The sequence below is a fragment of the Hydrocarboniphaga daqingensis genome (assembly GCF_900129825.1).
In the GTDB taxonomy this organism is placed as follows: domain Bacteria; phylum Pseudomonadota; class Gammaproteobacteria; order Nevskiales; family Nevskiaceae; genus Hydrocarboniphaga; species Hydrocarboniphaga daqingensis.
This window is the reverse complement of record NZ_FQWZ01000001.1, coordinates 523,106-542,271: the sequence shown is the minus strand read 5'-3', so window position 1 is coordinate 542,271 and position 19,166 is coordinate 523,106. Positions and strand designations below refer to the sequence as shown.

Genomic DNA, 19,166 nt, shown 5'->3' with positions numbered 1-19,166 from the left:
GGGCCGGACTATAACAACGCGCTTTGGACCCAGCCGACCGGACCGCGTTTCGCGTCAAGGTGCGTGACCAGCGGCAGCGATGCGCGATCTGCAACCCGCCGTGCGCATCGGTTGTGTTGTAATCCGCGCGCCATGCGCCTTCCATACGAACTGTTCGCCGGCCTGCGCTATACGCGCGCCAAGCGACGCAATCATTTCATCTCCTTCATTTCGCTTGCATCGATGCTCGGCATCGGCATCGGCGTGACGGCCCTGATCGCTGTGCTATCGGTCATGAACGGCTTCGAGCGCGAACTGCGCACACGAATCCTGGGCATGGCCTCGCACGCGACGATCTCGGCCTATCAGGGGACGCTCCCGGACTGGCCCGCCGTTGCCGCCAGCGCGATGCAGGACCCTGACGTCGAAGCCGTCGCCCCCTACGTCGAAGGCGAAGGCATGCTGAGGCTCGATTCGGGCCTGTCGGGCACGATGCTGCGCGGCGTGCTGCCGAGCGAGGAGAACAAGGTTTCGGAAATCGGCACGCATATGAAAGTCGGGTCGCTGGACGACCTTAAGCCCGGCGAGTTCAACATCGTGCTGGGCTCGGAGCTGGCCGAGTCGCTGGGCGTGATCGTCGGCGATAAGGTCGATTTGATGATTCCGGTCGCCAGCGTCACGCCGGCTGGCGTGCTGCCGCGCTTCCGGCGGTTCAACGTCGCCGGCATCTTCCGCATCGGCATGTACGAGTTCGACCGCGGACTGGTGCTGGTCCACATGGCCGACGCGCAGTCGCTCTACCGGATGGGCAGCAACGTCACCGGCGTGCGCTTGAAGCTGCACGACTTGTTCCGTGCGCCGACCGTGGCGCGCGAGCTGGCCAGCCAGTTGTCGGGCACGTTCTACGTCAACGACTGGACGCGCAGCCACGCCAACTTTTTCCGCGCCGTGGCCATCGAGAAGACCGTGATGTTCATCATCCTGTCGCTGATCGTCGGCGTCGCCGCGTTCAATATCGTCTCGACGCTGGTGATGGTCGTGCAGGACAAGCAGGCCGATATCGCGATCCTGCGCACGCTCGGCGCCACCCCGCGCTCGATCATGGCGATCTTCATGGTGCAAGGCTCGATCATCGGCATCATCGGCACCGTGTTCGGCGTCGTCGGCGGCGTGGCGCTGGCCTTGAACCTCGAGCGGCTGGTGCTGCTGCTTCAGTCGCTGACCGGGCAGCAGTTCCTGTCGCCGGATGTCTACTACATCAGCGACCTGCCGTCGGAGCTCAAGTCTTACGATGTGATCCGGATCAGCATTCTGTCGCTGGCGCTAGGTTTACTGTCGACGCTGTATCCGGCGTGGCGCGCATCGCGCGTACAGCCGGCCGAGGCCCTGCGCTATGAATGACATCGAGACGCCGATTCTGAAAGCCGAAGGCCTGGGCAAGACCTTCGACGACGGCCGCCTGAAGCTCGACGTGCTCGACGGCATCGATCTAAGCGTGCGCCGTGGCGAACGCGTCGCGATCGTTGGCTCGTCCGGCAGCGGCAAGTCGACGCTGCTGCACTTGCTCGGCGGGCTCGACGCGCCAACGCGGGGCGACGTCTGGGTCGCCGGCGAGCGGATGTCGCAATTGTCGGACGCCGCGCGTGGCGTGTTGCGCAATCGCCGCCTCGGTTTCGTCTACCAGTTTCATCACCTGCTGCCGGAGTTCAGCGCGCTCGAAAACGTGATGATGCCGCTGATGATCCGCCGCGAGCCGGCGGCCAGCGCTCGCCGTCAGGCCGCCGATCTGCTGGACCGTGTCGGCTTGGGACAGCGGCTCGAACACAAGCCGGGCGAGCTGTCCGGCGGTGAGCGGCAGCGCGCCGCTGTTGCGCGCGCCTTGGTCACGCGTCCCGCCTGCGTTCTGGCCGACGAGCCCACCGGCAATCTCGACGCCCGCACCGCCGACAAGGTGTTCGACTTGATGCTCGAATTGAACCGCGAACTGGGCACCAGCCTGGTCGTGGTGACGCATGACATGAAGCTTGCCGCCCGCATGGATCGCCTATGGACGCTCGACGCCGGGCGTTTGGCGCAACCGGAAGCGCCACCCGTCTAGCGGCGGCGGTGAGCTTGGGCGTGCTGATCGTGCACGCCCTGCCGGCTTTGCCGTCATGGCGCTGGCTGCTGCCGGCCACGCTGCCCGCGCTGTTGCCGTGGCGCTGGCGCCGTGACTACGCGGTGATGCTGCTGGCCTTGCTGTGGACCGTCTGGCAAGCCGGGCAATGGATGTCGCAGCGCTGGCCGCCCGCGCGTCATGGCGAAGAAGTGACGCTGCGCGGCTATGTCGCATCGCTGCCGGCGCGCAGCGAGGGCGGGGGCCGCAGCGAGCCGATCTGGCGCTTCCAGTTCCGTCCCGATGACGCCGCGCTACCGTTGATGCGTGTGTCCTGGTATCGCGCCGATACCGAACTTCGCGGTGGCGAGTGCTGGCAGCTGACGCTGCGCGTGCGCACGCCGCATGGCTCGGTCAATCCCGGCGCCTTCGACTACGAGGGGTGGCTGTTCCGGCAACACATCGGGGCCGTCGCGACGGTCCGAGGTGCCGAGCGTTGCCCATCCGATGCGACCCGCGACGGGCCGCCACAAGCGGTGCCGTTCTGGCTGCGCTGGCGCCAGCGCGTGCTCGATCATCTGCATGATGCCTTGCCCGGGCATCCCGGGCTGCCGCTGCTGGCCGCATTGGCGATCGGCGACGATTCGGGTCTTCGCCATGATCAGTGGGACGCATTCCGCGCGACCGGGACCACGCACTTGGTCGCGGTATCCGGCTTCAACGTCGCCATCGTCGCGGGCTTTGCATTCGTCGTCGCCCGCTGGTTGTGGTCACTGTGCCCGGCGCTGTGCCGCCGACTGCCCGCGCAGAAGCTCGGCATGATCGCGGCCGCGATCATGGCGCTGGGCTACGCGTTCGCGGCCGGCTGGGAGCCTCCGGTCCAGCGTGCCGCCGTGATGCTGCTGTTACTGCTGATGGCCGGCCTGCTCGACCGCCTGCGGCAACCGTGGCCGGTCCTGGCGATGGCGTGGTCGCTGTTGCTGCTGATCGATCCGCTGTCGCTGGCGGCCCCCGGCCTGTGGCTGTCTTTTGCCGCGGTGGCGACGATTTTCTATGTGTCGTCAGGGCGCATCGGGCGTTCGGCACTGGGAGTGGAAGCCGTGCGCGTGCAACTGGCTTTGAGCGTGTCGCTGATCCCGCTGAGTCTGTGGTTCTTCCAGGGTGTGGCGCTGGCTGGCGCAGGCATCAATCTGCTGGCCGTGCCGCTGGTGGGTGTACTGACCCCGCTGGCGATGGTCGGTGTCGCGCTGTCGATGTCAGCTTGGGCGGGCGATCTGCCGCTGCTGGGCTGGGTTGCATCGGCCTTGTCCGAGTTGGAGCGCGGCTTGGTTTGGGTTGCACACCACGTCGATCCGTTGTGGTGGGCCGCCAATCCTGCACCGCTGTTGCTGATGATCGCCGGGGTCGGACTGATGATGCTGTTGGCGCCGCGCGGCTTGCCGTTACGCGGGCCGGGCCTGTTGTGTCTGCTGCCGCTGCTGTGGCCGAGCCCGTCCGCCGTACCGGCGGCGCCGCAGGTCACCGTACTCGACGTTGGCCAAGGCCTCGCCGTGGTCGTGCGGACCGCCTCGCATGTGTTGCTGTACGACACCGGCCCCGCCTTCGACGATGCATTCGACGCCGGCGAGTCGGTCGTCGTGCCCTATTTACTCGCGCAGGGCTTGCCGCGTGTCGACAGGCTGGTGATCTCGCATGACGACCAGGACCACATCGGCGGCTTGGGCGCGGTGCGCCGGCGTCTGTCGATCGTCGATGAGATCGGGGCGCCGGACCGTCGTCCTTGTCGTGAAGGCGAGTCCTGGGACTGGGACGGCGTGCACTTCGCAGTGCTGCATCCGGCAGCGGACACGATGGGCACCGACAACGATCGATCCTGCGTGCTGGCCATTGGCACGCCGCCACATCGCGTGCTGCTCAGCGGCGATATCGAGCAAGCGGCCGAGCGGCGCTTGATCGATCAGCACGCCGCCGATTTGGCCAGCGACCTGCTGATCGCGCCCCACCATGGCAGCCGCAGTTCGTCGAGTGTCGCTTTCGTCCAGGCGGTGGCGCCGGCCGAGGTGGTCTACTCCGCGGCTTGGCGCAGCCATTTCGGCCATCCGCGACCCGAAGTCGTCGCTCGTTATCGGGCGGTCGGCGCCCGGCAATGGACCAGCGGCGTCAGCGGCGCGTTGCAGCTGACGCCGTCAGCGACCGGGTGGACCGTGACGGAGCAGCGACGGCTGTGGCCGCACTGGTGGAATGCGCCAGCCGAGCCCTGAGCCCGGACCGGCGTTACAGGATCGTCGGGTTCGGCGCGTCGCCGTAAACGGCCTTCGGATCGAAGGTTTTTTCGTGCTCCTCGAAGCGCAGCGCACCGGTGGCGCCTTCGTCGCCGGTCGGGATCGACCGGTAAAAGCACGAGCGGTAGCCGACGTGGCAGCTGGCGTCACCGGCGACTTCGACGCGCAGCCAGATCGCGTCCTGGTCGTCGTCGATGCGCAGATCGACGACTTTCTGCACGAGGCGGCTGGTCGCGCCCTTGTGCCAGAGCGTCTTGCGCGAGCGGCTGTAGTAATGGGCTTCGCCGGTCAGAATCGTGCGCTTCAGCGCCTCGGCATTCATATAGCCGAGCATCAGCACTTCGCCGGTTGCGGCGGCCGTCGTGACGCAAGGCATCAGGCCATGCTCGTCGAACTTCGGCGCCAGCTCATGGCCTTCCTCGACCTGTTCGATCGTCAGACGGGGGAAGAAATGGACGTCGGCGGCAGTGCTCATCGGAAGCGGCGGTCAAAAAGCGGGCGCGGATTATCCCACAACCGGCGAGGCGCTAGTCGGCCTTGCGCAGGCGGTCACGCCAGGCGTCGCGGCTCCGGTCGCTGCCGTCTCGATCGTCCTGACGCCGCGGCGGCGGAGGCGCGACCGGCTGGGCGCGCGGGGCTTCGAACCGGGGAGCCGGCCGCGTATCACCCGAGATCCGATCCGACCAACTGCCGCCGTTGCCACGCCCCGAGTCGCGCGGCGGCGGCTGCTGGCGGGGCGGAGGGCCGCGACGGTCATCGTCGCGCCCGTTGCGGTCATCGTTGCGTCGGTCGTCGCGATCGTGCGGATAGCGGCCCGGATTGTTGCCGGTCACCTTGTCGCGATCAAAGCGTTCGGCCCAGTTGCGCTTGACGTCATCGGTATGCCGATTCCGGTCGCGGTCATGATGATCGTCGCGGTCGTGGCCTCCATAACCGCCACGGCGCGGCGGCGGCGGGTAGTAGCCGTAGCCGGGCCGGTAGTAATAGCCCGGCGAATAGGTCTGGTAGTAGATCGTGGTGCTGTTGTACGACGGCCCGTAGTAGCCGTTGTCGTAATACGGGTCGTAGTACGCGCCACCGCCGCCGCCACCGTAGTACGGCTGTGGCGAGGTTCCGTACGGATCGGGGTAGTAGCCGACGCAGCCGGTTAGCCCGACCGCGCAAGCCACAGCAGCCCATTTCAGCGGGCGGGACACGAAGGCGGTCGGGAAGGACTTTTTCATGTTCCGAGTATCAGAGCCTGGGCTGAATCGAACGTGAATTTTGCTTGCTGCTATGCGGCAATCGGGCGTCTTGCAATGGCGCCCTTCATGACACCCTCGTAGGCGCGGACTTCCAGCGCTGCCGGCGCGTCGGGCAGCCATCGGCCGGACGCGATCCACTCGGCGATACGCTCGACCGTGGTATCGCCGGGAAGATTTTCGACGTGGGCTGCCGGCAGCGCCAATTCGAAGCGGCCCTCGGCGGCGGTGTAGGCATAGCGGCATTGGCCGCCGCTGCTGTCGACCAGATCGTCGATGGTGCCCAGATAGATGTCCGCCCAACGCTGCGCCAGCGCGGCTTCGAGCGTCGGTTGCCGCTGCCCGCCGATACCGATGTGGATCCGCGAGCGGTGGCCATGGGCGATGCGCTGGCAGTGCCCGTCATGCTTCTTCAAGCCATGGACGTAGTGATAGAACGCGCCGTCGATTCGTTCGCTGCGCAGGCTCAGCCGCAGTTCGTCGACATTGGGTGGCAGCACGGAGGCCACGCGGGGCTGCAGATAGGCGACCACGGCCGCGGCGTCGATGCGATCGGCGTCGGCGACGCTCAGCGCGATTGACGGGGAATGATGTTCGATCAGGCCGCGAGCGCTTCGGAACGACAGGCTGCTGCGCTCGCCGGCCTGATGCAGGCTCAAACCCGAGGCCTGCTGCGGCACGATCAGCGTGTGGTCGGCCGATTGATCGATCACCTTCTTGATGCGCCTTTTGACCTCGCCGAAGTCGAGCACCATCGACTGCTCGTCGAGGTCGCCGATCAGTTCGATATCGACGATCCAGCTTTCACCCACCAAGCCGCGCGTGGCGTCGAGGTAGGCGCAGTCGATCACCGTCAGTTGTTCAACGAAAAGGCTGGTCATCGCCCATTTTACGGCCCAGAGGGGTCGTCCTGATAGAATCGGCGGCTAATCCGGCCCCTCCGCCGAACCCCGATCGAGTCGCCCATCGCCATGTCTGCCGTCAGCCGTTTTGCTCCGAGCCCTACTGGATTCCTGCACATCGGTGGTGCGCGCACCGCATTGTTTTCGTATCTGGTCGCCAAGCGGCTCGGCGGCAAGTTCCTGTTGCGAATCGAAGACACCGACCGCGAGCGCTCAACCCAGGAAGCCGTCGACGCAATTTTTGAAGGCATGGCCTGGCTGGGCTTGAAGTCGGACTTTGCGCCGGTCTACCAGACCCAGCGCTTCGACCGCTACCGCGAGGTGATCGCGCAGATGCTGGCTGCCGGCACGGCCTACCACTGCTATTGCACGCGGGAGGAGTTGGACGCGATGCGCGCCGAACAGCAGGCGCGCAAGGAAAAACCGCGCTACGACGGCCGCTGGCGTCCCGAGGCCGGCAAGACGCTGCCGCCGATTCCCGACGGCGTGCCGCCCGTGGTTCGCTTCCGCAATCCGGTTGAGGGCGATGTCATTCTGGACGACCTGATCAAGGGCCCGATCACGTTCGCCAATCACGAGCTTGACGACCTGATCATCGCGCGCGCCGACGGCGTACCGACCTACAACTTCTGCGTCGTGGTCGACGACTGGGACATGGGTATCACCCACGTCATTCGCGGCGACGACCACGTCAACAACACGCCGCGTCAGATCAACATCCTGAAGGCCTTGGGCGCTGCGCTGCCGCAGTACGCGCATGTGTCGATGATCCTCGGTGCCGACGGCGCCAAGCTGTCCAAGCGCCACGGCGCGCTCGGGGTCATGGAATACCGCACGATGGGTTTCATGCCCGAGGCGCTGCTGAATTATTTGGTGCGCCTGGGCTGGAGTCACGGCGACCAGGAGCTGTTCACGCGAGACGAGATGATCGCGCTGTTCGACCTGTCCAAAGTCAGCTCATCGGCCGCGCGCTTCGACATGGAGAAGGCGTACTGGGTCAACCACCAGTACTTGAAGGTCACCGACCCCGCGGTGATCGAGCCGGAGTTCGACTGGCATCTGCGTCGCTTGGGCGTCGATCCCGCCAACGGGCCTGCGTTGCAGGACGTGATTCTGGCGCAGCGCGAACGCTGCCGGACCTTGGCCGAGATGGCCGAGAAGTCGTTGTTCTTGTACGCCGATCTGCAGGGCTACAACGAGAAGGACGCGGCCAAGCATCTGACCGATGAAGGCCAGCGCCTGTTGGCCGAGCTGCGCGCCGAGTTGCAGCTCGTCGCCGACTGGAGCACGCCGGCGCTGCACAAAGCGGTAAACCGCTTTGCCGAGGTCCGCGGTCTGGGCCTGGGCAAGGTCGCGCAGCCGATTCGCGTCGCCGTCGTCGGTATGGCGGTATCACCGCCGATCGACCAGACGCTGGCGCTGCTCGGCCGTGAACGAACGTTGGCGCGGCTCGACGCCGCTGTGGCCTGGGCGCGCCCGCGCGCGCAGGCCTGAGGGCCGCGCGCCGTGGGACTGGTCGAGGCAATCCGCCTGGCTGCCGAGCAAGGCTGCGAAATCGAGCCTGCTGGCCCGGGACGGATCATCATCCGCGCCATCGCCTATGACGCTGACCCTTACGAACTCGAAGAACGACGTCTGCTGGCGATGAGCCGCGACGAATTCCTGCAGGACTGGCTGCCGCCGCGCTTCGCTGATTGAGCGCGGTGGTCGCGGTCGACGCACTGCATCTGCATACGGCACGTGGACGCCACGCGCCATGAGGACACTGCTATGGGCATCAACATCACCTTCCCCGACGGCAACGTCAAAAGCTTCGATGCACCGCCAACGGGTTTGGCGATCGCGCAAGGCATCTCGCCGGGTCTCGCCAAGAAAGCGGCGCTGGTCAGCGTCAACGGCGAGCTGTGGGACCTGACCCGGCCGATCGAGACCGATGCGTCGATCAGCATCATCACGCGCGACAAGCCCGAGGCGCTGGAGACGATCCGCCACGATGCTGCGCATGTGCTGGCGCAAGCCGTACAAGAGCTGTTTCCCGGCACGCAGATCACGTTTGGCCCGTCGACCGAGGTCGGTTTCTACTACGACTTCGCACGGCCCGAGCCGTTCAGCGAAGACGACCTCGGCGCCATCGAGCAGCGGATGCGCGACATCGTCAAACGCGACTTGCCGATCACGCGCGAAGTGTGGCCGCGCGAGCAGGTGATCCAGTTCTTCGAAAAGAACGGCGAGACGTTCAAGGCCGAGTGGGTCACCGAAGGCATCAAGCCGGACGAGACCATCACGATCTATAAGCAGGGCGATACCTGGCTGGACATGTGCCGGGGCCCGCATCTGCCGTCGACCGGCAAGCTCGGCAGCGCGTTCAAGCTCACCAAGGTGTCGGGCGCGTACTGGCGTGGTGATGCGAACAATGCACAGCTGCAGCGCATCTACGGCGTCGCTTTCGCCACCGACGACGAGCTGAAGGCCTACCTGAAGATGCTCGAAGAGGCCGAGAAGCGCGATCACCGTCGCTTGGCCAAGCAGCTGGACCTGTTTCACCAGCAGGAAGAAGCGCCCGGTATGGTGTTCTGGCACCCGAAGGGTTGGGCGATCTGGCAGGCGGTCGAACAGTACGTGCGCGGCGTCTATCGCCGCAGCGGCTACGCCGAAGTGCGCGGCCCGCAGATCATGGACGTCAGCCTGTGGAAGAAGTCCGGTCACTGGGATAACTACCAGGAAAACATGTTCTTCACCGAGAGCGAGAAGCGCACCTACGCGCTCAAGCCGATGAACTGTCCTGGTCATGTGCAGATCTACAACAGCAATCTGCACAGCTATCGTGATCTGCCGATCCGCTACGGCGAGTTCGGCGGCTGCCATCGCAACGAGCCGTCGGGCGGCTTGCACGGCATCATGCGCGTGCGTGCCTTCACGCAGGACGACGGCCACGTGTTCTGCATGGAATCGCAGATCGAATCCGAAGTCACGGCCTTCCACGCGCAGGCGATGAAGGTCTACGCTGATTTCGGCTTCACCGAGCTTGCGATCAAGATCGCGCTGCGCCCCGACAAGCGCATTGGCGCCGAGGAGGTTTGGGATCGCGCCGAAGACGCACTGCGCGCTGCGCTGCGTGCGGCTGGCGTGGCCTGGGAAGAGCTGCCCGGCGAAGGCGCGTTCTACGGCCCGAAGATCGAGTATCACTTGCGCGATTCGATCGGCCGTAGCTGGCAGGTTGGCACGATGCAGGTCGACTTCATGATGCCCGAGCGCCTCGGTGCCACCTATATCGACGAGGCCTCACAGCGCCGCCATCCGGTGATGCTGCACCGGGCTATCGTCGGTTCGATGGAGCGCTTCATCGGCATCCTGATCGAGCATCACGCGGGCGCGATGCCGGCTTGGCTCGCGCCGGTGCAAGCGGTCGTGGCGCCGATCGTGTCCGACGCCGACGGCTATGCCGTCGAGGTCAAGCAGGCGCTGGTCGACGCCAACCTGCGCGCCGAAACCGATCTGCGCAACGAGAAAATCAACTACAAGATCCGCGAGCACTCGATGCAGAAGGTGCCGGTAATCATCGTCGTTGGCCGCCGCGAAGCCGAAGAAAAGACCGTGACGCTGCGTCATCTCGGCAGCGAGCGTCAGCAGACGCTGACGCTGGCCGACGCCGTGGCGCTGTTGACCGCCGAATCGCGGGCGCCGGCCTGATGCGTGTGCTGAAGGCAGCTCGTTTGCTGGTGGTGTCCGTGCTGCTGATGGCGCTCGGACTGCCGGCGCTTGCTGCCGATGCGCCGCTGCAGTGGCTGCGCGGACACTGGCAGCAGGGCGAGTTGCTGATCGGCCGCGTCCCGTCTGATGCCACGGTTCGCTACAACGGGACCCGCATCCGGGTCGGCGGCGACGGTCGCTTCGCGATCGGCCTGGATCGCGATGCCGCCGGCGAGGCGGTCGTCGAGGTCGATCTGGCCGACGGCCGTCGTCATCAGGAGCGTCATCCGATCGAGTCTCGCCAGTACAGCATCCAGCGCCTGACGCTACCGCCCGACAAGGTCAATCCGCCGCCCGAAGTGACGGCGCGGATTGAGCGCGAGGCCGCGAAGGTGCGCGAGGCGCGGAGTGTCGACAGCGATCGCGACGATTACGCCAGTGCATTCGTGTGGCCTTGCGTCGGGCGGATATCCGGCGTGTACGGGTCGCAGCGGATTCTCAATGGCGAGAAGAAGCAGCCGCACTATGGTGTCGATGTCGCGGTCCCGACGGGCACCCCGATCAAGGCGCCGGCCGGGGGCATCGTCACGCTGGCCGAACCCGATCTGTACTTCACTGGCGGCACGTTGATGATCGACCACGGTCATGGTCTGGTGTCGGCCTTCCTGCACCTGTCATCGCTGTCGCTTCAAGTCGGTGACCAGGTCGAGCAAGGCCAAGTGATCGGGCGTTCCGGTGCAACCGGTCGCGCGACGGGTCCGCATCTGGACTGGCGCATCAGCTGGTTCGATACCCGCGTCGACCCGCAGCGGCTGGTGCCGGCGATGCCCTCGTCCAAGCCGGCGTCCAAGTCCAAGCCGACGTCCAAGCTCATCCCCAAGCCCAAGCTCGGCGGCCAGCACAAAATGCCCGCAAGAGGATAGAAATCGAATGTTGAAGACGTTCTCGATCGCGCTGCTGATGTCGGCGCTGCTGTTTGCCGGCTACGGCGTTTACCGCTCGCTGACGCCCCCGTCGGATCTGTATTCGACGACGGGGCAGTTCGCGGGCTGTCCGACGCGTCCGAGTTGCGTGTCGTCGATGGCGGGTGACGATCTGCACAAGGTCGCGGCCCTGGGCTACAGCGGCGACTTCGCTGCCAACTACGTGATGCTCAAGGAAGTCGTCGAGCGCATCGGCGGGACGATCGAGCATGAGCGGGAAGGCTACATTCACGCGGTGTTCGTCACGCCGAAGATGAAGTTTCATGACGATCTGGAGCTGCTGATGCTGCCCAACGGCCGCGTCGATGTGCGCTCGATTTCGCGATTCGCCTATGACGACCACGGCGTCAACCGCAGCCGCGTCGAGCAACTCCGCCGCGCATTCGAAGCCATGCCCTGAGCCGACGTCTGCCCGCCGTGCGGGCGCGTCGCGGCTGACTGCAGGCTGGCACGGCTATCGCGATGCAATCGCGACTATCGCCGGGGGTAGGCTGCAATGCATCACATCCATAGTGCGGACCACGTCATCACGATGGCGTCGCCGCTGCTGTTGCAGGACGCGGCCGTCGTCGTCGCCGATCAAGGCGACATTGCCTGGGTTGGCGATCGCGCCGAGGCCTTGCGACGCTACCCGCAGGCGCAGGAGACCCGCCATCGCCGCCACCTGCTGATGCCGGGCTTGGTCAACGCGCACTGCCACTCGGGCTTGCTGCGCGGTACCGCCGAAGGGCTGCCGGTCTGGCAGTGGCTGCAAACCTATATCGACCCGATGCACCGCGTGCTGCGCGCCGAAGAGGCCGAATGCGCGTCGTGGCTGTGCTATGCCGAAGCCTTGCTCAGCGGCACGACCACGCTGGTCGATATGTGGCGCTACATGGACGGCAGCGCTCGCGCGGCGCAGGCGCTAGGTTTGCGCGTGGTGCTGGCGCCGTACGTCGCCGAACACCCCGAGCATGATGACTTCGAAACGCTGGACCGCAACGAAGCGCTGATCGACGCCTGGCATGGCGGTGCCGACGGCCGCATCCAGGTGTGGGTCGGTTTGGAGCATCTGTTCTACGCCGAGCCTTGGGCCTGGAAGCGCGCCGTCGATATGACGCAGCGTTACCGCACCGGCTTGCACACGCACAGCAACGAAAGCCGTTTCGACGTCACCGAAACGCGCCAGCGTTTCGGCTTGCGGCCCGTCGAAGCCTTGGAGCGCGCCGGCCTGCTCGATGCCTATCGCGTGCTGCTGGCGCACGGCGTTTGGCTCAACGATCGCGAGATCGAGATGCTCGCGCAGCGCGGCATCGGCGTCGTCCACAATCCGGCCAGCAATATGAAGCTGGCCAGCGGCATTGCGCCGGTGCAGCGACTGCTGGCGGCCGGTGTTGCCGTCGGCTTGGGCACCGATGGCGAAAAAGAAAACAACAACCTTGATCTGTTCGAAGAGATGAAGCTCGCTTCGCTGCTGGCCAAACTCCGGCACCTCGATGCATCGGCACTCGATGCCTGGCAGGTGCTCGGAATGGCCACGCGTGACGGTGCTCGCGCGCTCGGGTTGGAGGATCGTATCGGCACGCTGGAGGCCGGCAAGCGCGCCGACATGATCGCGGTGCGCACCGATACGCCGCGGATGACGCCGTTGATCGGCGGAGCGGCCGGCAATCTGCACCACAACCTGGTTCATGCGGTGCGCGGCGGCGATGTCAGCATGACGATGGTTGACGGTCAGGTGCTGGTTGCGGATGGCGTGCTGCAGCGTGCAGAGCTATCGGCGCTAATCGACCACGCCAATCGCCTGACGCCCGCCTTGCTGGCGCGTCGTGACGACGATGTTCGTCGCCGCGGCGTGCCGATCAATGAAGTGGCCGCAGGCCCGGCCTTGCCGTCGATCTGGGATGCCGACTAGCGACGCCGCGGTATGCAAGTTGCGTTGCGCAAGGCTTATCCATGCGCGTAGGGCCACACGATGATTCCGGATTCTCTGCTGGGCCGTTCGGTCATCGCGGCCGTGTTGTTGTCGGGACTGCTGGCCGGTCTCGCCGCTTGCTGGCGCGCGGAAGCACCGGCCGACGCAGCGGCGCCGCCATTGAGCGCCGAGATTCAAACGCGCCAGCAACTGGTCGACGTGGCGCTGGGCCGCGTACCCGCCGACCTGGTACTGCGCGGCGCGACGGTGCTGAACGTGGTCACGCGCGAATGGCTTCCGCAGCAGGACATCGTGATCGCCGCCGAGCGTATCGCCTGGGTCGGACCGCAGGGCCAGTGGTCGGGCACCGCCACGCAGATCGTCGACGTCAACGGCTTGTGGGCGGTGCCGGGCTTTGGTGAGTCGCACAAGCACATCGAAAGCACCTATCTGACGCCCGAGTACGAAGCCGCGCTGGTCGTGCCGCGCGGCAATACCTGGACGGTCGAGGATAGCCACGAGATATCCAACGTGGTCGGCGAGCACAACGTCGAGTTCTGGCTGCAAGCCGAGCGCGCCGGCAGCCCGCTGAAGATTTTCCCGTCGATTGGTTCGGCGACGCCGCCGACGGTTTACGAACACGGCGGCGGCTACTACGGCTATCGCGAGATGGCGCGTTTCATGAGCGCCGATCCGCGTGTGATCTCGCTCGGAGAGGTCATGGATTGGCCTGCGGTCAGCAACCGCCAACACGGCGCTCATCAGCGCATCTGGGAAATGATCCAGGCAACGTTCGATCACGACGGCGTCGTCGAAGGCCACGGGGGTGGCTTGGTTGCCGCCGACGACATCAATGCGTTTGCGGCGGCGGGGCTGTCGTCGGACCATGAAGCGCGCTTGCCTCAGGAAGCGCTCGACAAGCTGCGTCGCGGCATCTTCATCGAAGCCCGCGTCGATCTGACACGCGAGCTGATTCCCTTGCTGCTCAAGGCCGGCTTGCAGGATTGGTCGAACCTGTCGGTGACCACCGACGACCGCGACGTGCACGCGACGCTGCAGCTGGGGTCCATGGACTACAACATCCGCACCGCGATCGAGGCGGGGTTGGCGCCCGAAATTGCCTACCAGCTCGGCAGCTACAACACGGCGCGGCATTTTCATATCGAGCATCGGGTCGGGTCGATATCGCCCGGTCGTTACGCCGACGTCGTGCTGCTGCGCGATCCGCGCACCGTGGCGATCGACCGCGTTTATGCCAATGGCAAGCTGGCCGCCGTCGGCAACGAATATCGGCTGCCGATACCCAAGATCGACTATCCGCGCTGGGCGCTGCAGACGATCAATATCGGCCGGGCATTGGGTCCCGCCGACTTTCGCATCGATGCGCCCGCGGGGCGTCAGAAGGTCGACGTCGCGCTGATGGAGCCATTCTGGTTTGCGCCCGACTTCATCACCGACACGATGCCGGTGCAGGCCGATGGCAGTGTCGCGGCGGACCCGGCGCGCGGTATCACAAAGGTGGCGATGGTCGATCGATACCACGGTACGGCAGCGGTTTCGAAGATGTTCTGGCGCAACGTTGGACCGAAGACGCCAGGGTCGGCGCTGGCCAGCTCGCAGTCGCACGATCTGCACAACATCTGGGTGGCCGGCAACGACGATGCGGCGATGGCGTTGGCCGTCAACACGATCGCGGCGCAGCACGGAGGCTGGGCTCTGGTCAGCGGCGGCCGCGTCGTCGCCACCGTCAAGCTCGACATCGCAGGGCTGATGACCGCCAGGCCGGTCACTGAAGTCGCGGCTGAAATGGAGCGGCTGCATCAGGCCGCCGATGCAATGGACTGGATCGGCAGCCCTGGCTTGCCCGACCGGATGCGCTTTGCGTTCCTGACGGCGTCGCCGTGGAAGTGGCAGTTGCTGGCGCCGTATGAAAGCAATCCGGGTGGCTTCGTCAACGTCGTCACCGGACAAACGCACGAGGTGGTTTGGTAGCACGATGAGCCATCGTGGCAAGTGGTGGTGGGGCGCGGCATGTCTGCTACTGCAGCTGATGGCGGCGATGCCGGCGCAGGCGCATCTGCTGAACATGACCCGCGTCGACGTCAACCTTGATGACCAAGGCCAGGTGCGGGTCACGATGTCTTTGGACTTGATGCGCACCGCTGGCAGCGGCGCGACGTATTACGCCTGGAGCCGTGTCGCTGACCCGCTAGGTGCACCCGCGCTGCAGCCCCATTGGCAACGCATGGCAGAAGCGATGCAGCTGTACGGTCTGCCGTCAGCCGATGACGCCAACGTGATCGGTACGCCGCTGCCGCTAAGGGTTCTCAGCGTCCAACTGCCGACGTTGTCCGAAGCCCAGTTTCTCGATCCGCTGAACTGGCCGATGACGCATGTCGTGCTGGAGGGGCGAGTCCCCTCCGTCGACACCGTTGCGCTGAAGATGCGTTTCGACCCGGCTTTTGCTTTCGAAGAGCCGATCGCGCTGACGATGCAGAACGCGGATCGCGCACGCCGGATGACGCGCTGGCTGGTCGCAGGGCAAATGAGTCCGCAATTCACGCTGTATGCGCCCGGCGCCTCCCAGCCCGCGGCCACTTTCAGGCCGACGTTCGATGCCGATGCAGTCGGCGACGCGGGTGCTGATCCCATGTCACTCCTGCAGTACGTCCACTTCGGCTGGACCCATATTGTGCCGCTGGGTTGGGACCATGTGTTGTTCGTGCTCGGGCTGTACTTCGGTGCGCCGACCTGGCGCCGCTTGTTGCTGCTGATCAGCGTGTTCACGGTCGCGCATTCGCTGAGTTTGCTGATGGCCGCCGCCGCTTGGGTGCGCTTCTCGCCCGCTTGGGTCGAGCCTCTGATCGCCGTGTCGATCGTCTGGGTTGCCGTCGACAATCTGCGTGCAGCGCCGAAGCGTCGTGCGCGATTGCCGATCGTATTCGGCTTCGGCCTGCTGCACGGCTTGGGTTTTGCAGCCGCTTTGATCGAATTGGGCTTGCCACGATCCAACTTCGTCGCCGCCGTGCTGTGCTTCAATCTCGGCGTCGAAGCCGGGCAGGTCGCGGTGGTCGCGGCGGCATGGCTGCTGACCGGGTGGTGGCGCTCGCGGCCGGCCTGGCGCCGCGCGATCGTGATTCCGGCGTCGACCGTGATCGCGCTGATCGCCGGAGCTTGGACGGTGCTGCGCGTGGCGGGCTAGACGCGCAGCCGCCTCGACGGTGAGGCTCGGGCTGCAAACCGCTAACATCGCGGGAATGTCAGACCCCATCACACCCGATTCTGCCCCCCACGATCCCAGCGCCGCATCGGCCGAGATGCGCCCCTGGGCGGTGTACCGGCGACTGTTGTCCTACACGGCCGGCCACTGGAAGATTTTCGCGTTGGCCGCGATCGGCATGGCGCTGCAAGCCGCCACCGAGGTTGGCTTCATGAGCCTGATGCGGCCGCTGCTCGATGAGACCTTCGTCGCGCCTGACCCGCAGACGATTCGCTGGCTGCCGTGGGCGATCGTCGGCCTGTTCGTCGTACGTGGCATCGCGGGCTTTACCTCCGGCTACGGCATGTCGTGGATCGCGCGCAGCGTCGTCAAGCAGCTGCGAGGCGAATTGTTCGAGCACATGCTGCGGATGCCGGTGCGCTTCTACGATCGCATCAGCCCGGCGCAGCTGGTGGCGCGGCTGACGTATCACGTCGAGCAAGTCGCCGAAGCGGCCAGCAATGCGTTGACCACGGTGATCAAGGATGGATTGACCGTGATCGGCCTGATCGCATGGCTGTTCTGGCTCAACTGGCAGCTGGCGGCGTTCTGCATGATCGTCGCGCCGCTGATCGCCGGCATCGTCCGCTACGTCAGCAAGCGCTTCCGCAAGGTGTCCAAGCGCATCCAGGACAACATGGGGCAGGTGGCGCAGACCGCCGAAGAAAGTGTGTCCGGCCAGCGCATCGTCAAGATTCATGGTGCTCAGGAGTACGAGGCGCGGGCGTTCAACATCGTCAACGACCGAGCGCGCTCGCTGGCGCTGAAGATCGTCGCCACCCGTGGCGGTAGCGAGGCGACGATTCAGTTCATCGCCGCTTGGGCCGTGGCCGGCATCGTGTTCTTTGCCACCCAGCCCGAGCGTCTGCACGAGATCACACCTGGCACGTTCGTATCGTTTGTCGGCAGCATGTTGGCGCTGATGAACCCGATGCGCAGCCTCGGCAACGTCAACGAGCGCGTTCAACGTGGCATCGCCGCTGCGGCCGATATCTTCAAGCTGATGGCCGAGCCACCCGAACCCTTGGGTGGCGACCGTCCGTTGGGCCGCGCCCGTGGCGCCATCGAGTTTCGTGACGTGCGTTTCCGCTATCGCGATGATCTGCCCGACGCGCTGCGCGGCGTGTCGGTGACGATACAGCCGGGCGAAACGGTGGCCTTCGTCGGACGCTCGGGCTCAGGCAAATCGACGTTGCTGGCGCTGATTCCGCGCTTCTATGACGTCGATGGTGGCGCCGTGATGATCGACGGTCACGACCTGCGCGATTATCCGGTCAAGGCCTTGCGCTCGCAGATCGCGTTGGTCGATCAGCAAGTCCGCTTGTTCAATGCCAGCGTCGCCGAGAACATTGCGTACGGTCTGGACACGCTGCCCAGTCAAGCCGAGCTGATCGCGGCGGCCCAGGCAGCCAATGCCTGGGAGTTCATCCAGAAGCTGCCGCAAGGCCTGGATACGATGATCGGCCAGAACGGCACCACGCTGTCGGGTGGTCAACGGCAACGTTTGGCAATTGCACGCGCGCTACTTAAAAACGCACCGATCTTGATTCTTGACGAAGCCACGTCGGCGCTGGATACCGAGTCGGAGCGCTTGATCCAGGCGGCACTGGATCGCCTTGTCGCCGGCCGCACGACGCTGGTAATCGCGCACCGGCTGTCGACGGTGCAGCGCGCCGATCGCATCGTGGTAATGCAGGACGGCCGCGCGGTCGAGCAGGGCCGCCACGAAGAACTGCTGGAACGCGGCGGCTTGTATGCATCGCTGTATCGGATGCAGTTCGATGACGTCACTAGCTGACGCGCTGCGTCCGTGAAGCAGTGGCTGCAGCAGCGTTGGTATGCGCGTGGCACGTCGCCGCCGCTGGTGCTGCGGCCGCTGGCATCGCTGTATGGCGCGATCAGTCGTGCGCGTCGCCGACGCTTGATCGCTGCTCAAGCCTCATTGCCGGTACCGGTGATCATCATCGGCAATATCAGCATCGGCGGCACCGGCAAGACGCCGTTTGCGATTCACCTGATCGGCCTGCTGCGTGATCTCGGGTTCAAGCCAGGATTGATTTCGCGCGGCTACGGTGGTCGCGCTGCGCACTATCCGTTGCGTGTTTTTCCATATACGGATCCAGTGTTATGCGGTGACGAACCCTTATTGATCGCCCAGCGTACCGGTGTGTCGGTGGCCGTCGCGCCGGATCGGATCGCGGCGGCGCGTCTGTTGATCGGGATGGACGGCGTCGACGTGCTGGTGTCCGACGATGGGCTGCAGCACTACCGCCTGCCGCGACAGCGTGAGTTTTGCATCGTCGACGGCGCGCGCGGTTTGGGCAATGGCGCGCTGTTGCCGGCCGGACCGCTGCGTGAGGCGCCATCGCGCTTGCTCGAAGTCGACCATGTCGTCGTCAACGGCGCCGGCTTCGATGCCGCGCCGAACGCGCTGCGCTTCGACTTGCGGCTGGGCGACGCGGTATCGGTTGCCGATCCGCAACGTCGCCGGCCGCTGGCGACGTTCGCTGGCAGCGCCGTGCACGCGGTCGCCGGCATCGGACATCCGCAGCGCTTCTTTACGTCTCTCGAAGCCGCCGGCTTGCAATTGCGTCCTCATCCGTTTGCCGATCATCACCATTACTGCGCCGCCGACCTGTCGTTCGATGAGGTGCTGCCGGTGCTGATGACCGAAAAAGACGCGGTCAAATGCCGCCGTTTTGCCGGCAGCGATCACTGGTACGTGCCGGTTGACGCGGTGATGTCATCGGCCGACGAACAGCGTATGCGAGAATCGCTGCTCGCGTTGAAGCCGGCGATGACGCCGGAAACCCGTTCCGTTTAGCGAAGGTAAGCTCACCC

At 65.5% G+C, this 19,166-nt stretch carries 16 protein-coding genes; 13 read left to right on the top strand and 3 right to left on the bottom strand.

Annotated features, from left to right (window positions below):
• Positions 1 to 132: 132 nt before the first annotated feature.
• Genes BUB09_RS02430 through BUB09_RS02420 form a run of 3 tightly spaced genes read left to right on the top strand, consistent with a single transcriptional unit; the run spans position 133 to position 4,335 of the window.
• Positions 133 to 1,380: a lipoprotein-releasing ABC transporter permease subunit gene (locus BUB09_RS02430; protein WP_072893577.1), complete on the top strand. Its 1,248-nt coding sequence runs from the start codon at positions 133 to 135 to the stop codon at positions 1,378 to 1,380.
• The gene (gene lolD, locus BUB09_RS02425) at positions 1,373 to 2,077 is read left to right on the top strand and encodes a lipoprotein-releasing ABC transporter ATP-binding protein LolD (RefSeq protein ID WP_072893575.1); all 705 of its coding nucleotides are present in this window, start codon (positions 1,373 to 1,375) and stop codon (positions 2,075 to 2,077) included. The genes BUB09_RS02430 and lolD overlap by 8 nt, the downstream gene beginning before the upstream one ends.
• Positions 2,026 to 4,335, top strand: a complete 2,310-nt coding sequence (locus BUB09_RS02420) for a DNA internalization-related competence protein ComEC/Rec2 (protein WP_084083098.1) — start codon at positions 2,026 to 2,028, stop codon at positions 4,333 to 4,335. Before lolD ends, BUB09_RS02420 begins: the two co-directional genes overlap by 52 nt.
• 13 nt (positions 4,336 to 4,348) lie before the next feature.
• On the opposite strand, the gene hisI is transcribed toward BUB09_RS02420, so the two are convergent.
• The 3 genes from hisI to BUB09_RS02405 are packed head-to-tail and all read right to left on the bottom strand — an operon-like array spanning position 4,349 to position 6,478.
• Complete coding sequence (gene hisI, locus BUB09_RS02415; protein ID WP_072893569.1) at positions 4,349 to 4,831, bottom strand: phosphoribosyl-AMP cyclohydrolase; 483 nt, start codon at positions 4,829 to 4,831, stop codon at positions 4,349 to 4,351.
• Positions 4,832 to 4,883: 52 nt separating this feature from the next.
• Positions 4,884 to 5,579: a hypothetical protein gene (locus tag BUB09_RS16870; RefSeq protein WP_072893566.1), complete on the bottom strand. Its 696-nt coding sequence runs from the start codon at positions 5,577 to 5,579 to the stop codon at positions 4,884 to 4,886.
• A 50-nt stretch (positions 5,580 to 5,629) separates the two neighbouring features.
• Positions 5,630 to 6,478, bottom strand: a complete 849-nt coding sequence (locus BUB09_RS02405) for a 6-carboxytetrahydropterin synthase (RefSeq protein WP_072893563.1) — start codon at positions 6,476 to 6,478, stop codon at positions 5,630 to 5,632.
• A 90-nt stretch (positions 6,479 to 6,568) separates the two neighbouring features.
• On the opposite strand from BUB09_RS02405, the gene gltX reads away from it, so the two are divergent.
• From gltX to lpxK, 10 genes are all read left to right on the top strand, one after another.
• Positions 6,569 to 7,993, top strand: a complete 1,425-nt coding sequence (gltX, locus tag BUB09_RS02400) for a glutamate--tRNA ligase (protein WP_072893560.1) — start codon at positions 6,569 to 6,571, stop codon at positions 7,991 to 7,993.
• Positions 7,994 to 8,005: 12 nt separating this feature from the next.
• A complete protein-coding gene (locus BUB09_RS02395; RefSeq protein WP_072893557.1) occupies positions 8,006 to 8,197 on the top strand; it encodes a hypothetical protein in 192 nt (63 codons plus the stop codon).
• 72 nt (positions 8,198 to 8,269) lie between these two features.
• Positions 8,270 to 10,189 carry a threonine--tRNA ligase gene (gene thrS, locus BUB09_RS02390; protein ID WP_072893554.1) on the top strand — a complete coding sequence of 640 codons (1,920 nt, stop codon included), beginning with the start codon at positions 8,270 to 8,272 and terminating at the stop codon, positions 10,187 to 10,189.
• Positions 10,189 to 11,112, top strand: coding sequence for a M23 family metallopeptidase (locus BUB09_RS02385; protein WP_072893551.1), 924 nt, complete (start codon positions 10,189 to 10,191; stop codon positions 11,110 to 11,112). Before thrS ends, BUB09_RS02385 begins: the two co-directional genes overlap by 1 nt.
• 7 nt (positions 11,113 to 11,119) lie before the next feature.
• Positions 11,120 to 11,572, top strand: coding sequence for a DUF1499 domain-containing protein (locus BUB09_RS02380; RefSeq protein ID WP_084083097.1), 453 nt, complete (start codon positions 11,120 to 11,122; stop codon positions 11,570 to 11,572).
• 132 nt (positions 11,573 to 11,704) lie between these two features.
• Positions 11,705 to 13,066 (top strand): amidohydrolase family protein, encoded by a 1,362-nt coding sequence (locus tag BUB09_RS02375; RefSeq protein ID WP_245793064.1) that lies wholly within the window; start codon positions 11,705 to 11,707, stop codon positions 13,064 to 13,066.
• Positions 13,067 to 13,126: 60 nt separating this feature from the next.
• On the top strand, positions 13,127 to 15,058 hold the full coding sequence (locus BUB09_RS02370; RefSeq protein ID WP_084083096.1) for an adenine deaminase: 1,932 nt from the start codon (positions 13,127 to 13,129) through the stop codon (positions 15,056 to 15,058).
• Between the two features lie 4 nt (positions 15,059 to 15,062).
• Positions 15,063 to 16,268 carry a HupE/UreJ family protein gene (locus tag BUB09_RS02365; RefSeq protein WP_072893542.1) on the top strand — a complete coding sequence of 402 codons (1,206 nt, stop codon included), beginning with the start codon at positions 15,063 to 15,065 and terminating at the stop codon, positions 16,266 to 16,268.
• 55 nt (positions 16,269 to 16,323) lie between these two features.
• The gene (gene msbA / locus BUB09_RS02360) at positions 16,324 to 18,123 is read left to right on the top strand and encodes a lipid A export permease/ATP-binding protein MsbA (protein ID WP_175550086.1); all 1,800 of its coding nucleotides are present in this window, start codon (positions 16,324 to 16,326) and stop codon (positions 18,121 to 18,123) included.
• Between the two features lie 12 nt (positions 18,124 to 18,135).
• On the top strand, positions 18,136 to 19,149 hold the full coding sequence (gene lpxK / locus BUB09_RS02355) for a tetraacyldisaccharide 4'-kinase (RefSeq protein WP_072893536.1): 1,014 nt from the start codon (positions 18,136 to 18,138) through the stop codon (positions 19,147 to 19,149).
• Positions 19,150 to 19,166: the final 17 nt, after the last annotated feature.

Excerpts from the sequence above, each read along its gene's own strand:
- BUB09_RS02430 (WP_072893577.1), top strand. The coding sequence starts at position 133 with ATGCGCCTTCCATACGAACTGTTCGCCGGCCTGCGCTATACGCGCGCC.
- lolD (WP_072893575.1), top strand. The coding sequence starts at position 1,373 with ATGAATGACATCGAGACGCCGATTCTGAAAGCCGAAGGCCTGGGCAAG.
- BUB09_RS02420 (WP_084083098.1), top strand. The coding sequence starts at position 2,026 with ATGGACGCTCGACGCCGGGCGTTTGGCGCAACCGGAAGCGCCACCCGT.
- hisI (WP_072893569.1), bottom strand. The coding sequence starts at position 4,831 with ATGAGCACTGCCGCCGACGTCCATTTCTTCCCCCGTCTGACGATCGAA.
- BUB09_RS16870 (WP_072893566.1), bottom strand. The coding sequence starts at position 5,579 with ATGAAAAAGTCCTTCCCGACCGCCTTCGTGTCCCGCCCGCTGAAATGG.
- BUB09_RS02405 (WP_072893563.1), bottom strand. The coding sequence starts at position 6,478 with ATGACCAGCCTTTTCGTTGAACAACTGACGGTGATCGACTGCGCCTAC.
- gltX (WP_072893560.1), top strand. The coding sequence starts at position 6,569 with ATGTCTGCCGTCAGCCGTTTTGCTCCGAGCCCTACTGGATTCCTGCAC.
- thrS (WP_072893554.1), top strand. The coding sequence starts at position 8,270 with ATGGGCATCAACATCACCTTCCCCGACGGCAACGTCAAAAGCTTCGAT.
- BUB09_RS02385 (WP_072893551.1), top strand. The coding sequence starts at position 10,189 with ATGCGTGTGCTGAAGGCAGCTCGTTTGCTGGTGGTGTCCGTGCTGCTG.
- BUB09_RS02380 (WP_084083097.1), top strand. The coding sequence starts at position 11,120 with ATGTTGAAGACGTTCTCGATCGCGCTGCTGATGTCGGCGCTGCTGTTT.
- BUB09_RS02375 (WP_245793064.1), top strand. The coding sequence starts at position 11,705 with ATGGCGTCGCCGCTGCTGTTGCAGGACGCGGCCGTCGTCGTCGCCGAT.
- BUB09_RS02370 (WP_084083096.1), top strand. The coding sequence starts at position 13,127 with ATGATTCCGGATTCTCTGCTGGGCCGTTCGGTCATCGCGGCCGTGTTG.
- BUB09_RS02365 (WP_072893542.1), top strand. The coding sequence starts at position 15,063 with ATGAGCCATCGTGGCAAGTGGTGGTGGGGCGCGGCATGTCTGCTACTG.
- msbA (WP_175550086.1), top strand. The coding sequence starts at position 16,324 with ATGTCAGACCCCATCACACCCGATTCTGCCCCCCACGATCCCAGCGCC.